Source organism: Sorangium sp. So ce834, from assembly GCF_051521425.1.
GTDB classification, from domain to species: Bacteria; Myxococcota_A; Polyangia; order Polyangiales; family Polyangiaceae; genus Sorangium; species Sorangium cellulosum_D.
The window spans coordinates 1,076,910-1,091,934 of the sequence record NZ_CP150351.1; the positions used below are offsets into that span (position 1 = coordinate 1,076,910).

Here is a 15,025-nt window from a genome sequence, read left to right on the forward strand (position 1 = left end):
CCCGGCTATGAGCGGCCACCCAGATCCGCGGAAATTGGACCCGAACCGGGCTCCGGCTGCCTTGGCTCGCCGTGGTGGCGCGCCGCGCTGTCAATCGAGAGCGGCAGCTCGACAAAGAAGGTCGAGCCCCGGCCGACCTCGCTCGATACGCGGATTCGCCCGCCGTGCGCCTCGACGATGGTGCGCGTGATATAGAGGCCGAGCCCGAGCCCCCCGTAATTCCGCGACGAGACGCCGCGGCGAAACCGCTCGAAGAGCTGCTCCTGCACCTCGGCCGGGATCCCGATCCCGTGGTCCGTCACCGAGAGCCGTGCGACCCGATCTTCCCCGGTGATGGCGATCTCGATCGGTGAGCCTCCCCCGAACTTGATTGCATTGGTGAGGAGGTTGGTCACGACCTGCTCCAGGCGGTACGGGTCCCACCAGCCGATGACGGGCTGCTCCGTGCGCATGGCGAGCGTGCTGCCCGACTGCGCGAGCTGGTCGCCGAGGTGGGCGACGATCTCGGCGACCAGCTCGCGTAGATCGACGGACGCCCTGTTCAGATCGAGCCTCCCCGCCTGGATCCGGGAGGCGTCGAGGAGCATATCGATGAGGGTGGCGAGGCGCGTGATCTGGCGGCCGGAGAGGGCGACCGCGGATCGCACGCGCCCGGCGTCCATGCCCTGCGAGAGCCTTCGCCCCAGCGATTGAATGGAGAGCTGCAGGCTGGTGAGCGGGGTGCGGAGCTCGTGCGAGGCGACAAGGAGGAACTCGTCCCGCAGACCGATGGCCTCCTCCGCCGCCGCACGCGCGCGCCGCTCCTCCAGGAGGACCCGATTGCGTTGCTGTTCGGCGTCCACGCGCGCGGTGATGTCGCGGAAGCTGAAGACCCGACCGACCACGCGCCCACCGAGGCGCTGGGGCTGCGAATAACGCTCGAAGACCCGCCCGTCCAGGAGCGGGAACGTATCGACGGCGCTCGCCTCGGGCTCGGCGTAGAGCTCATCGACGCTTCGCAGGAAGAGGTCGGGCTCGCGGAGCCGGCCGCCGGCGAACGCGAAGAAGGTGTCGGCCGATCTGCTGGCGAGGACGTCCTCGGGGATGCGCCACATCTGCGCGAGCTTGTGGTTATGGCGCACGACGCGCCTCGCGCCGTCGACGACCACGATGCCGTCCGCTGTCGATTCGAGCGTGGCCTCGAGAAGCGAGTAGGAATGGCGCAGCACGTCCTCGGCGTGCTTGCGGGAGGTGATCTCGGTCGAGATGCCGCAAATGCCCTCAGGTCTTCCGGCGGGACCGCGGAGCGGGAACTTGAGGGACATGTACGTGCGCACGCCGTTGCGCTGGGGAGCCAGCTCGTCGAGCTCGATGGCCCGATTCTGCTGCAGGACGAGCAAATCGTTGGCTCGGTACCCATCGGCCTGCTCGCGTGGGAAGACGTCGTGGTCGGTCTTGCCGAGGACCTGCTCGCGACCCATGTGGAAGAGCTCTTCGAACCCGCGGTTGACGAGCATGTAGCGCCCCTCGAGGTCCTTGGCGAAGATGACGGCGGCCGTATTGTCGACGATGGCTTGAAGCAGCTGCTGGCTCTCGCGGAGAGCGGCGTTCGAGCTGCCCAGCTCGGCCGTGCGTTCTCGCACCCGCTGTTCCAGCTCTTGATGAGCACGCTGCAGCGCCGCCTCTTTTTGCTGGCGTATCGCCATCTCGCACTGCAGCTGCGCGTTCTTCGCTTCGAGCTCCTTTTGCGCCTCGCGCAGGCTCAGGTGCGTCGTGACGCGCGCTATCACCTCTCCAGTGTCGAATGGTTTGGTGATGTAATCGACGCCCCCCAGCTTGAACCCCGCGAGCTTGTCAGCCGCATCGGTCACACAGGTCATGAAAAGCACCGGGATGTCTCGGGTTCTTTCATCCGCTTTCAGGCGCCGGCACGTCTCGAACCCGTCGATGCCAGGCATCACCACGTCCAGCAGGATCAGGTCGGGTCTCGTGAAGCTGGCCCGCTTCAAAGCCTCTTCACCGCCCTGAGCGACGAGCACTCGATGACCTATGCATTCCAGGCTATCCACCAGCAGGCCGAGGTTGGCTGGCATGTCATCCACGATCAGGATGGTGCCGGTGCACGCACCGGCTGCTGTGGCTCCGCTCATGGTCGCTGACCGCCCTCCCTGCGCCGCGGCGGCTCCAGCCCCACCATCGCCCTCGGTTCGACCCCCTGCAGGTGCTCCTCGACCAGGCTGAGGATCGCCTGGGACTGATAGTCCTGCGCCAGGCGATGCAGGCGGTCGGCGAAGGGACGATAGCGTTCGTCGAGGGTGATCAGATGGTCCGCCCGCTTTCGGATGTCGCGCATGTTGCCCTCCAGGGCCAGGGCATGCAGGACGTCCATCTCCTCTGGGGGCGGCGCCACGAGCTCCGCGGCCTCCCCGTCCCCGGCTCGCTCCTCAGCCGATCTGGCATAGACCCAGGTGAGCCCCAGCTGGGCCCCGATGATCCGCAGCAGGCTCTCCTGGTCGATCGGCTTGGCGAGGAAGGCGTCGGCACCGACCGCCATGCTCCCAGCCTGGTCTTCCTCGTTGGCGCTCGCGGAGACCGTGATGGACGGCAGCCGCGCGAGCCCCCGAGCCCGGCGATTGCGACGAATGCAATGGATGGCCTCCAGGCCGTCCATCACCGGCATGACCAGATCCATCACCGCCAGATCCGGCGACGCCGCCATCTCCTGCTCGACGGCCTCCTGGCCATTGGCCGCTTCGCACACTTCGAAGCCCAGGCCGCTCAGCAGGTCCAAGAGCACCGCCCGATTGCCCACCACGTCGTCGGCCACCAGCACCTTCCGGCGCGGCCCCTCGTAGCCGATGGGGGCCCGCTGAGAGGGCCGGAGGGGGGCTGCGAGCTCGGTCATCGGCAGGATCACCTCGAACCAGAACCGGCTGCCCTCGTCGGGCCGGCTCTCCACCTGGATCTCGCTGCCCATGAGGTGCACCAGCTGGTGGCTTATCATGAGCCCCAGGCCGCTGCCCGCGCGGCGCCGCACGTCCCCCACCCGCCCGAAAGGCTGGAAGAGCTTGGCCAGCTGCTCCGGCGCCATTCCCACGCCGGTATCCTCCACCTCGAAGCGCAGCCGCGCCGAGGCCCCGTCCTGGGAAAGAGGCTGCACGCCGAAGCTCACCCGCCCCCGGTCGGTGAATTTCACCGCGTTGCCCAGCAGGTTGAGCAGCACCTGGCGCAGGCGCTTCTCGTCGACCAGCACCGCCTGGGGCAGGTGGGGCGTGACCTCGTAGTCGAAGTAAAGGCTCTTCTGCTCCGCCCTGACGCGGATGATGTCGGCGACGCCCCTCAGGAAGGTCGAGAGGTGGATCGGCTCGGGGTAGAGATCGAGCTTGCCCGCCTCGATCTTGGCCAGGTCCAACAGGTCGTTGATGAGGGTCAAGAGGTGCTGACCGCTCTGCTGGATGGTGTTCAGTCCCGTCGCCTGGCGGTCGTCGAGCCCCGGGGAGCGCTTGAGGATCTGGGCGTAGCCAAGGATAGCATTGAGCGGCGTGCGCAGCTCGTGACTCATGTTCCTGAGGAACTCGGTCTTCGCACGGCTCTCGGCTTCGGCCGTCTTGCGGGCCTGGCGTTCCGCTTCGGCCTGCTTGCGCTCGGTGATGTCGGTGGAAATGCCGCAGAGGGCATAGGGCTGCCCCGCCGCATTGCACAGGGGGTATTTGAGGGAGATGTAGGTGTGCAGCCCATCGTCCTGGGGAGCCTCTTCCTCGACTTGCAGTGCCGTTCCGGTGGCCAGCACCTCTTGGTCGAGGGCGCGGAAGGCATCGGCCCGCTCCCTGGGGAAGACATCGTAGTCGGTCCGGCCGACGATCGCTTGCTCACCGACGTGGAACAGCTCGGCGTAGCGCCGGTTGACCATCAGGTAGCGCCCCTCGACATTTTTGAGGTAGATGACCGCTGTCGAGTTGTCGACGATCGACTGCAGCAGCTCCTTGCTGTCCCGCACGGCCTGCTCCGCTCGCCGGCGTTCGCTGTTCTCCTGGAGCAGGTCGGCGTAGAGCGTGGCATTGGCGATAGAGATGGCGGCCTGGGCCGAGAGCAGCTCCAGCACCGAAAGCCGGTCCGGGGTGAACGCGCCGGCGATGAGGTCGTTTTCAAGGTAGAGCAACCCCACGAGCTCCGCCTGCCGCAGGATGGGCAGGCAGAGGGCGGATCTGGCGTACCGATAGAGGTCGTCGCCGGCGATGATGGGGTTCCGTGCCGTCCCGTCGTCCAGGATCACCTTCTCCCGGCTGCGCCGGACGTAGTTGAGCAGGGACGCCGGCAGATCCGAAGGGGAGGCTTCGGGCTCGTGAGGAATACGCACCTCGATCTCGGGCCCCTCCGCCCTCGCCTCGGCAGCCAAGAACAGGGTCTCGGCGCGGGCGAGGAGCAGGCAGCCCCGCCTCGCGCCGGCGTTCTCGACCAGGATCCGCATGAGCGCGTCGAGCAGGCGGTCGAGGACGATCTCGCCCGAGATGGCCTGGGAGGCCTTGAGCACCGAGCCGAGGTCGAGCGCGGCGCTGGCGGGCGCGGCGGCCTCCGGGCACCTCGCGCCGCGGAGGATCTCGCTGGGGACGAGGTCGGGGTACGCGCGCTCGAGGCGCCGCATCGCCTCCGTCGCGCCCCATCGGCCGTAGGCCCTGTGCGCCTCGGAGAGGTAGGCGCGGGCGATGGTGGTCTTGCCGAGCGCGCGGAAGAAGAGGCCGGCGAGCTCGTTGGCGAGCGCCTCGTCGTGGAGGTAGCCGCCGCGCTGCGCGAGGGCGATCGCCTCGTCGTAGCGATCTCCCGCCGCGGCGCGAGCGTCACCGCGGACGCGCGCGAGCTCGGCGCAGAGCAGGGCGCTGCGGTGTGCCAGGTTCTCCGGGAAGAGGTCCGCCCAGCGCGAGAGTTTTTCAGCAAAGATTTCCGCGCGTTCGAGGAAGAGCGCGCGCTCGTCCGGGGAGACCACGTCCGCCGCCCGCGTGAACGCGACACCGGCGTAGAAATGGAACGCGGGGATGCCGTGCCAGGCCGCCACGGTCGGGGTCTCGACGTTCAGCGGGAGAGCCGCGCGCGCCGCTTCCTCGAACGCGCCCTGGAAGACGCCGAGGAGAACGACGTAGAAGTTGGCGAAGACGAGCGAGCCCTGGCTGTCGATCCGGCGTGCCTCCTCGATCACCTCGTCGATGTCGATCCACGCGCCCGCGAGCTTGGCCGGGCACGCGGTCTCGACCGACAGCTGGTGCGCGAGCTGCCCGGCCGCGGCGATGATCCAGGTGATGGCGTTGAACTTGTCGAGCTTCCGTATCGGCTGGTAGCTCTGCGCCTCGGCGAGGAGGTCGGAGAGCGGGAGGCCGCGGAGGACGCTGTTCGTCATGCCATTTACCGCGCTGTAGAACGCCCAGATGTACTGGCCCGTCTCGAGCCCGGCGTGCATCCCCGCGAGCAACGAATCCTTGCAGGCGGGATAGCCCTCTCTCCAGTGCTGCACGAAGGTGCCCCACATGTCGCGGAGCACCGCTTCGGACTTCTTGTCCGTGTAGCGCTCCGAGAGGTCGATGGCGGCGCGGCCGAAGCGGTAGCCGAGCGCGATGTCGCCACGGCCGCAGAGGAACGCCCCGAATTGGATGTAACCGAAGATCGCGTGCTTCGACACCCCGTGGCGCAGCGTGTTCTCGACGAGCTTCGCGAGCGTGATGCTGAGATTGTTGAGGCTCAAGAACCAGCAGGGGAGGAAGAGCTCCACGAGCACGTCCTGCATGGCACGGATCTCCGGGTCCTCGAGCTGCGGCAGAGCTGGCAGCGCCTCGATCGTCTTTTCCCGGACGAGGTCCATCGTCGCTCGGATCTGGGCGTCGACCATGGCTTCGTCGGGGAACGCGGGCAGGTCGAGCCCGAACGGGCGCAGGGCTGCGAGCCCCTCCGCGAGCGCGGCGGGTAGGTCGTTCCTGAGCACCTGCACGCTCAGCTTGAGCCGCAGCACCTCGGTGCGATCGAGCCGGCTCGCGGCCCGCTCCAGGCAATCGGAGAGGAGCGCGAGGGCGTCGTCGTGCCGGCCGCAGAGCGAGAGCATGAGGGCGGTCCTCATCGCGTACCTGAGGCGGAGCGGGTACTGCGACGTCCATGCGTCCTCTGGAAGGCGCAGGAGGCCGAGCTCCAGGTAGCGCAGGGCGGCACCGAAGGCGGCCGCGTCCTCGGCGCGGCAGGCGGCCTCGAGGCTCATGTGGGCGAGGCGCAGGCGCTCCGCGGGGTGCGACACGAGGTCGCCCGCGCTGTTCAGGTGGCCGACGACGTCGAAGAGGCTCTGGCTCTCGGACAGGTCCACCTTGCCCGCGAGCAGCCGGCCGATCCGGAGGTGGAAGGCGGGCCGGTCCGCCACCGGGATCATCGCGTAGGCGCCCTCCTGGACCTTGTCATGAGCGAAGCGGTATACCTCGCGCCCGGGCGTCATGAGCCCCTCGCGCACGGCGGGATCGAGGCGGCTGTACGCTTCTTCCAGCGAGCACTCGCTCACCGTGGCGAGCACGTCGAGGTCGAACCGGTTGCCGATCGCCGCGGCGAGCTTGAGCGCCTCCACCGCCTCCGGCGGCAGGCGCGCAATGGTGCGCACCATGAGGTCGACGACATTGTCCGTGTACGCGAGCGCGTCGATCCTGGCGAGGTCCCATCTCCAGCCTGACCCGGCTGCGAACGTGAGCGCGCCGTGGTCGTGCAGCGACCGGACGAACTGCTTGACGAAGAACGGGTTGCCGCCCGTCTTCTTCTGCACCGCGTCGACGAGCGGCCCGCAGTCGTCGCACGTGAGGCTGTCCGAGAGCATCTGGAGCAGGTGCCGGCGCGCGAGCGGGGCGAGGACGATGTCGCGCACGACGAGCCCCGCGTGCTTGAGCTCCTCGATGGCCCGGACGAGCGGGTGCCCGGGCGACACCTCGTTGTCGCGGTAGGCGCCGCAGAAGAAGAGCGCCTCGAGCGAGTCGTCGGCGAGCAGCGCGCGGAGCAGCCCGAGGCTCGCGGGGTCGATCCACTGAAGATCGTCGAGGAACAGGACGAGCGGGTGCGCACCGCGCGCGAACACCGAGACGAACAGCAAGAAGCACCGATTCAGGCGGTTCTGCGCCTCGAGCGGGTCGAGCGCCGGCACGGGCGGCTGCGCACCGAGCACATGGCAGAGCGAGGGGATGACGTCGCAGACGACCTGCGCGTTCGGCCCGAGCGCCTCGAGGATCGCGCTCCGAAAGCGGTGGATGCGCGCCTCGCTCTCGGTGAGGATCTGCCGCACGAGGCCGTCGAACGCCTGGATCACCGCGCTGTAGGGCGCGTCGCGGTTGTACTGGTCGTACTTGCCGCTCGTGAAATAGCCCTTCTGCCGCGCGAGCGGCTTCAAGATCTCCTGCACGAGCGAGGACTTGCCGATGCCCGAGTAACCGGAGACGAGGACGATCTCGCGGCTGCCGTCGAGCGCGCGCCCGAACGCGGCAGTCAGCGCCTCGATGTCCTGCTCGCGGCCGTAGAGCTTCTGGTGGATCCGGAACAGGTCCTGGCGATCGTGCTGGCCCGCGACGAAGGGCTCGATCGTCCCGGTGCTGCACAGGGCCTCGCGGCAGCGCTCGAGGTCGGCGAGCAGGCCCTCGGCGCTCTGGTAGCGGTCCTCGGCGTTCTTCGCGAGCAGCTTGAGCACCACGCGGGAGACGGCCTCGGGGATCGTCGGGTCGACGCGGGACGGCGGCGCGGGAGCGAGGGCGAGGTGCGCGTGGATGAGCTCCATCGGGTCCAGGGCCTCGAAGGGGCGCTCCCCCGTGAGCATCTGGTAAAGGATGACGCCGAGCGCGTAGAGGTCCGTCCGGTAGTCGACGCCGCGGTTCATGCGGCCTGTCTGCTCGGGGGAGACGTAGGGCAGCACGTCGGCGATCACCGCCGGCGCGTAGAGCCGTTCGTGCGCGCGGGTGATCTCGGCGTCGACGCCGAAGCTCGTGAGCTTGACCGCGCCGCACGCGCCGACGAGCACGTTGTGCGGGCGCAGATCGCGGTGGATGAGCCCCGCCGCGTGCACGGCGGCGAGGCCTTCGGCGATCGCAACCGCGAGATCGAGCGCCTCGCTGAGGGGCATTCTGTGCGGCGGACGCTCGGCGAGGGTGCGCGCGAGATCGCGGCCCGCGAAGTCCTCGAGAACGACGATGAGGGCGCCGGCGAGCTCCTCGACGCCGTGCAGCGCGACGAGGCGGGGCGAGGCGAGCTGCGCGATGCGCTCGCACTGGTGCTTGAAGCGCGCGACCTCGGCGCGAGTCGCTTTTTCCGCACGCAGGACCTTCAGCAAGATCGGGATGTCGTCACCTTTGCGGCACGCGCGGATCAGACTGAAATCGACAGTTTCCTCGGCCTTCTCAAGGATCGAATAGCCTTTCCCGAGGATCATCGACCACCTTGCTTGCTCGCCCGTGAAACCAGCGAATTCGATTATAGTCAGAGGTAGAGGCTCGGCACCGGAAGTTGGTCGTACCACTGCGGCTTGGCGCTGCCCACGCCACCCGCCTGCTCGCATGCCGAGATAGGAGAAATATGATTTTGCAGAGTAGGAGGACTGAGGGCCCGCGAAGTCGCGGCGGCTGTGCTTGGAAAGGTGGTGGCGCTCGACGTCGCGCTCAGCGACCACCGGAGGTGATTCGGCTGTCAGTAGGAGAGCTACACCCTATCTCAAGATGCCTGCCGCCTGCTCGGCGAGGCTGCCGCCCATGTCGCGACATGCCCGCCGCCTGCGCGGCGAGGCTGCCGCCCATGTCGCGACATGCCCGCCGCCTGCGCGGCGAGGCTGCCGCCCATGTCGCGACATGCCCGCCGCCTGCGTGGCGAGGCTGCCGCCCATGTCGCGACATGCCCGTCGCCTGCTCGGCGAGGCTGCCGCCCATGTCGCGACATGCCCGCCGCCTGCGCGGCGACGCATCTACGCATGTCGCGACATCCCCGGGGGCGTGACGCGCGAGGCAGCTGCCCCTGGCCGACTTGCCTGGGGGCCTGACCCGCGGCGCAGGCGCCCAGGTCTCCCTCGCTCACCGCCCTTTGCCCGCCCCCAGGCTCTCCAGCGCCTGCTGCGCGTCGCGCCGGTAGGCGTTGTCGGTCGGCGCCGTCTCCAGGAAGCGCTGGTAGTGACGGATGGCCTTCTCGCGGTCGTTCGTCGCGCGGAGCGCCTCGGCCAGGAGGAAGTGCGCGTCGAACAGCCACGGCGGGGTCGAGCGCTCCGGCGCCTCGCCCAGCGTGACCGCCTGCTCCATCTCGGCCGCGGCCCCGGCCCGGTTGCCGCGCGACGCGTAGATCTTGCCGAGCCGGTAGTGCCACTCGGGGACCTTGTCGTTGGCCGCGATCGCCTTGCGCCACGCCTCCTCCGCGGCCGCCCAGTTGCCCTGATCCTGGTAGCAGAGCGCCATCGTGGCGTAGGCCTCGTAGCGCGACGGCCGCTTCTGGAGCGCGATCTGCAGATCCGCCAGCGCGTCGCGGCTCGCCCCCTGCTTCTGCAAGAGGACGCCGCGCTGCCAGTAAGCGTCGCCGAGCTCCGCGTCGAGCTCCAGCGCCCGCTTGAGCGCCATCTCCGCGCGCGCGGTCTGGCCCGTCTCGTTGGCGCCCCAGCCGACGTAGAGGTGGTACTCGGCGCGGTTCGGGTCGATCTCCGCGGCGCGCTCCAAGAAGCGCAGCGCCTCGGCCATGTTCGTGCCGCGCCCGAGGAGCGCGCGGCCGAGGAAATGGTTCGCCTCGGCGGAGTTCGGGCGGTTCTGGATCACCTCGCGCAGGATGGGCTCGGCCTGGCTCGCGTGCCCCGCCATCACCTGGGTCGAGCCGACGCGCAGCTTCAGATCGACGTCGTTCGGCGCCTTGCGGAGCGCGTCCGCGTACATCTCCAGCGCGCGCTCGCTCTGCCCGGTCTCCTCGAACAGGAGCCCTCGCTCCAGCGCCAGGCCGGGGTAGTCCTTGTCCGCCGCCGTGACCTTGTCGAAGAGCCGCGCCGCGTCCTCGAACCGGCGCAGGCGGCGGTAGGCCACCCCCAGCTTGAACTGGCTGCCGAGGTCGTCCTCCTTGGCGAGCGCGAGCTCGAGCTCCTGCCGCGCCTCCTCGTTCCTCCCGGTCTGGAGCGCGACCTCGGCCTTCGCCTTGTGGAGCGCCGGCAGGTCCGGGAACTTCGCCGTCGCCTCCGACAGCTTCGCCGCCGCCGCCTCGTTGCGGCCCAGGCTCGACAAGAGCGAGGACAGCGCCACGTAAGCGTCGACCACCTCCGGCCGGTTCTCGCTCGACTTCACCGCGTCGAGGTACGCCTGCTCGGCCTCCTTCTTGTTGCCGAGCGCGAGCTCGGTGCGCCCGATCCAGTAGGCGACCTGCGGATCGGCCGCGTGCGTCTTCTGCAGCCCCTTCAGGAGGTCCTTCGCCTCCTTCATGCGCTCCTGCGCGAGCCAGGTCTTCGCCTTGCCGATGTGCGCGCCGAGGTTCTGCGCGTCGGCGCGGGCCGCGGCCTCGAAGCGCGCCTGCGCCTCGGAGTAGCGGCCGGACCGGTAGAGGACCTCGCCGTTGCCGATGAGCGCGCGCACCGCCTGCGGGTCGATCTTCACCGCGGCGGCGAAGGCCTGCTCGGCCGCGCTCATGCGCGACCGCGCGAGGTGGATGGTGCCGAGCAGCGTGTACGCCTCGACGATCTCGGGGTCGCTCGCGGCGGCCCGGACCGAGCCGTCGCCGGTGACCTTGCCGAGCAGCTCGAGCGCCTCCTGCTCGCGGCCCGGCGTCTGCCAGACGAGCGACGCGATCAGGGTGCGGGCCCCGACGTGGTCCGGCGACGCCTCGAGCGCGCTCCTGGCGCTCGCCTCGGCGCCGGACGCGTCGCCGGCGAGCAGCTGCGCCCGGGCCGCGCCGAACAGCGTGCGCGCGCTCTTCTGCAGCTCGCGCGCGCGCTGCCACGCCGCGGTCGCCTTGGGCGCGTCCTTGGCGAGCAGCTCGATCTCGGCGGCGAGGACGGCGACGTCGACGTCGTCCTTGAGCTGGGCGCCGAGCGCCTGCGCGGCCTCTCGCGCGCGGGGGAGCTGGCCCGTGGCCGCGTCCTGCGCCGCGACGGCGAGGGTGAGCAGGTCGCCCGGGCGGGAGCCCGCGAGCGCGACCATCTCCTTGCCGAAGGCGTCGTCGACGGTCCGGTGCCCGAAGCGGATGCTGCGCGCGAAGGCGACGTACGCGGCGTAGGCCATGGTCGGCCGGTGGCGGGGCGCGTTCGCGCGCGTGGATTTCGCGTCGCTCAGCGCGCCGTTCGCGGCCGAGGCGGTGTCCTTGGCGAGGGCGGACTGGGTCCGCTGCCGGAGATCGGCGAGCGCCGCCTCGTGCGCGAAGACGTTGAGCCGGTCGCTGATGAGGTTCACGCCGAAGGCGCCGACGTCCGGGACGAGCGCGAGCGCGCCGCCGCCGACCGCGGCGACGGCGAGCGCCGCGACGACGTAGCGCTTGATCTTCGACTTCTGCTGCGGGGCTTCCTGGGCAGGCGCGGGCTTCTCGACCTGCGCCCCCGTCCCGGCGCTCAGGTCGCCGATCTCGGTGCCCGCGCCCGTGAGATCGACCTCGTCGCCGACGCTCGGGTGCGGCTCGCTGAGCTCGATGCCCCGATCGTCGGCGTCCATCTGCGTCTGCGTGAAGTTCGCGGAGCGGTCGGACGGATCGTAGGCGGCGGGCGCGGCGCCGGTGGCGAGCTGGGTCACGCCCTCGCCGAGCGCGATCTCGTCGCCGAAATCGGCCGGCGGCATCGCGCCGGTGCCCCGGCCGAAGCCGGCCGGCGGCATCGCGCCGGTGCTCCGGCCGAAGCCGGCCGGCGGCATCGCGCCGGTGCTCCGGCCGAAGCCGGCCGCAGCACCAGCGCCGGCGCTCGGACCGAAGTCGGCCGGCGGCATGGCGCCGCTGCTCGGGCCGAAGTCGGCCGGCGGCATGGCGCCGCTGCTCGGGCCGAAGTCGGCCGGCGGCATGGCGCCGGCGCTCGGGCCGAAGTCGGCCGGCGGCATGGCGCCGGCGCTCGGGCCGAAGTCGGCCGGCGGCATGGCGCCGCTGCTCGGGGGCTCGGGCGGCGCCGGCGGGAGCGGGCGCGGGCCGGGCGCCTGGAACGCGGCGCCGACGCGCGAGTCGTCGTAGTCCGGCGGGGCCTCATCGAAGAGCTCGGCGCCGACGATGGTGCCCGGTCCGGCGGGCAAGCCGGGGCCGGTGGCCTTCGTGGGAAGGGCGGGGCCGGTGGCCTTCGTGGGGAAGCCCGCGGGGGCCGTGGCCGGGAAGCCTGCTTGCGCCGGGGCGGGGTAGCCCGCGGACGCCGGGGCGGGGTAGCCCGCGGACGCCGGGGCCGGGAGCCCCGCGCGGACCGGCGAGGGGAGCGGGGCAGAGGCCGGCGAGGGCAAGCCCGCGCCCGGGAACGGGGCGGGCATGCCGATGACGCCCGGGACCGAGCTCGGCAGATCGCCGGCGACGATGGGCAGGTCGCCCGAGGAGGGCGAGGGCAGCTCGGCCTCGCCGTCGCCCTCGAGCGGCAGCTCGAGCTCGCCGAAGCCGAACGACATGGAGCCGCTGCTGGAGCGCGCCGGAGGCGCCGGGGGCGCGTCGTCGTCGAGGTCTCCGAAGTCGTACTCCGGGGCCACGCGCGGGGGCGCGACGTCCCCCATCCCGCGGGTGCGCCCGCGGCCGAGCGGCTGCGAGGCGGCCCCGGAGTCGCGCGCGCCGGGCGCGCCGGGGGCGCCGGGTGTCGAAGGAGCGCTCGGCCGCGAGTCCCGCAGGCCGAACCCGAGGGTGCGCCGGCTGCTCGGAGGGAGCGGATCGACCCGCGCCGGCAGGTCGGTCTCGGCGAACGCGGTGGGCGTCGCCGGAGCGGTGCGCGACTGCGCGCGCGATCGCGCCGAGAGCGGCGCCGGCGCGGCGGGCGCGTTGCCGTAGACGACCGGCAGGTCGTCGGGATCGAGCCCCTGCACCTCGGCGTCCGTCGGGCTCGGGAGCTCGACCATGAGGTCGATCTCGCCGAAGCCGCGCCGCTGCGGCACGGTCTTGGCGTTTCGCCGATCGGACGGGGCCGGGCGATCGGGGACGTCGGGCAGGCCGATCTCGCCGAAGACCTCCGGGCCCGGCGGCTCAGGAGCCGGCGCGGGCGGCGCGGGAGGCGCGGGCCGCTGGGGGACCGTGGTCGCCGCGCGGCGCGGCGGCGTGGCCACCGGCGCCGGCCCCGGGCGCCGAGGCGGCGCGACCGCGGGGAACGCGACGTCCTCCGGGGCTGCCACGGGCAGATCGGCGTCGTCGTGCGGCGCCGGCGCGCTCCGCTCCGAGAGCTGCAAGCCTCCCGCTCCAGCCCGCGGCGCGGGCGTCGGCGCAGGCGCAGGCGCAGCGCTCGCGCCCCCCTTGGTCACCAGCAGGCTCGTGCCGCACTTCGGACAGCGCATCCTGAGCCCCGCAGGGGGAACGCGCTTCTCGTCGACCTGGTACGGCGATTTGCATCCGTCGCACTCGACCTTGATCATGCTCCCCGACCCAATGCCGGCGCTGCGAGTGCTTCCGCAGGCGCCTTCACGCTCGTTCGGCCTGCGAAAGGCCGGGATGCCCCGACATCCGCTCTCCTTACTAGCAGGGCTTGTGGTCCTTGGATCGCCTCTTCTACCGGCCGTCCTCAAATCGGCGATTTCCTCGGGCATGTCGCGCGCTTGTCTCCGGCGTGGAGCCGGGACGGCGCCGGCGTAAAGCCGGGACGGCGCCGGCGTGAAGGCCTCGCCAAGCGTCCTGCACTTGTGCTAACGCGCTGCCGCTCATGCAGCGCTCGACGGCGGTCATCTACACGCTCTTCTTTGCGGGCGCGCTGGCGTTCGTCATCGCGAACGGCGGCCCGAAGGGGCGCGGCGCGGCCAGCGCGCCCGCCGACGCGGGCGCCGACGCCGACGCCGACGCGGGCTCGCCCGCGGCGACGGCGGCCGGCGACGGCGACGCCGGGACCGACGCTGGCGCAGAGGAGCTCGTCCAGGAGCGCGGCCCGGAGCTGGCCGTGCGATCCGACGCGGGCGTCACGCTCCTCTCGGGCGAGGCGCCGCCCGCGCTGTCGGCCGAGGCGCCGAAGAAGGTGCGCTTCGGCGTGGTGCTGGTCCAGTACCGCGGGGCGCAGGGGGCGCCGCAGAGCGCGCGCTCCAAGGACGCCGCGCTGGCGCTCGCCAGGGAGCTCGCCGAGGTCGCCAAGACGGACTTCAAGGCCGCCGTCGACAAGGGGGACAAGGGCTCGACCGACGATCTCGGCTACCTCCCGCGCGGCGTGCTCGAGCCCGCCCCGGAGTACGAGCTGTTCAGCCTCCCCAAGGGGGGCGTGAGCGGCCCGGTCGACACGCCGCGCGGCTTTTGGATCGCGCGGCGGATCGAGTAAGTAGGGCCTACCGCGCGGCGCGTCGCCGCGCGCGCGAACGAGTGGAGATACCGTATGGCGACGATCGAGATCCGCCGGCAGCACGCGCTCACCAAGGACGATGCCAAGAAGCGCGCGGAAGAGCTCGCGCGGGGCATGGAGGACAAGCTCGGCATCCGGTGGCGATGGGACGGCGATCTCATCCGGTTCGACGCCCCGGGCGGCGCCGCGAAGGGCACGACGGGCCTCGTGCGCGTCGAGGCTTCCGCCGTCCAGGTGGAGATCGATCTCCCGTTCCTGCTGAAGGCGATGAAGGGCATGGTCGAGTCGAAGGTCAACGAGAAGCTCGACGCCGTGCTCTCCAAGGCCTAGCCGCGGCGGCCGGGCTCGACCCGGAGGGCGCGCCCCGGCACCTCGATCGCCCGCCGCGCCGACGCGGGCCGCCGCCCGCCGCGCCGACGCGGGCCGCGCGGCTGCCCGAGGCGCATCGTCGCCCCGCGCTCCGTCGTCCTCGCCTCCCTCTCTCCATCTCCATCGCCCGCGCAGGCCCGCGCCGGCGAGCGACCTCCACCCGAAGCGCCGCGCCGATCGCGCGTGGCAGCGCCCGCGAGCTCCTCGCTTTCCAGGGGCGCGCGCGGAGGCCGCGGCCACGCGCGGCGCGGCCTCGCCCGA

General features: G+C 71.4%; 5 protein-coding genes. 2 read left to right on the forward strand and 3 right to left on the reverse strand.

Features of this window, described 5'->3' with window-relative positions; translation table 11 throughout:
• Positions 1 to 5: 5 nt before the first annotated feature.
• The 3 genes from WMF20_RS04050 to WMF20_RS04060 all read right to left on the reverse strand — a co-directional run bounded on the left by WMF20_RS04050 (position 6) and on the right by WMF20_RS04060 (position 13,490).
• Positions 6 to 2,129: an ATP-binding protein gene (locus WMF20_RS04050; RefSeq protein WP_437610850.1), complete on the reverse strand. Its 2,124-nt coding sequence runs from the start codon at positions 2,127 to 2,129 to the stop codon at positions 6 to 8.
• Complete coding sequence (locus WMF20_RS04055; protein ID WP_437610852.1) at positions 2,126 to 8,404, reverse strand: AAA family ATPase; 6,279 nt, start codon at positions 8,402 to 8,404, stop codon at positions 2,126 to 2,128. Before WMF20_RS04055 ends, WMF20_RS04050 begins: the two co-directional genes overlap by 4 nt.
• A gap of 631 nt (positions 8,405 to 9,035) precedes the next feature.
• The gene (locus WMF20_RS04060; protein ID WP_437610854.1) at positions 9,036 to 13,490 is read right to left on the reverse strand and encodes a tetratricopeptide repeat protein; all 4,455 of its coding nucleotides are present in this window, start codon (positions 13,488 to 13,490) and stop codon (positions 9,036 to 9,038) included.
• Between the two features lie 284 nt (positions 13,491 to 13,774).
• Here WMF20_RS04060 and WMF20_RS04065 point away from each other — a divergent pair, with 284 nt between their 5' ends.
• Both WMF20_RS04065 and WMF20_RS04070 read left to right on the forward strand, forming a co-directional pair.
• Positions 13,775 to 14,374, forward strand: a complete 600-nt coding sequence (locus WMF20_RS04065) for a peptidyl-prolyl cis-trans isomerase (RefSeq protein WP_129573086.1) — start codon at positions 13,775 to 13,777, stop codon at positions 14,372 to 14,374.
• Positions 14,375 to 14,428: 54 nt separating this feature from the next.
• Positions 14,429 to 14,725 (forward strand): polyhydroxyalkanoic acid system family protein, encoded by a 297-nt coding sequence (locus WMF20_RS04070; RefSeq protein WP_129573087.1) that lies wholly within the window; start codon positions 14,429 to 14,431, stop codon positions 14,723 to 14,725.
• Positions 14,726 to 15,025: the final 300 nt, after the last annotated feature.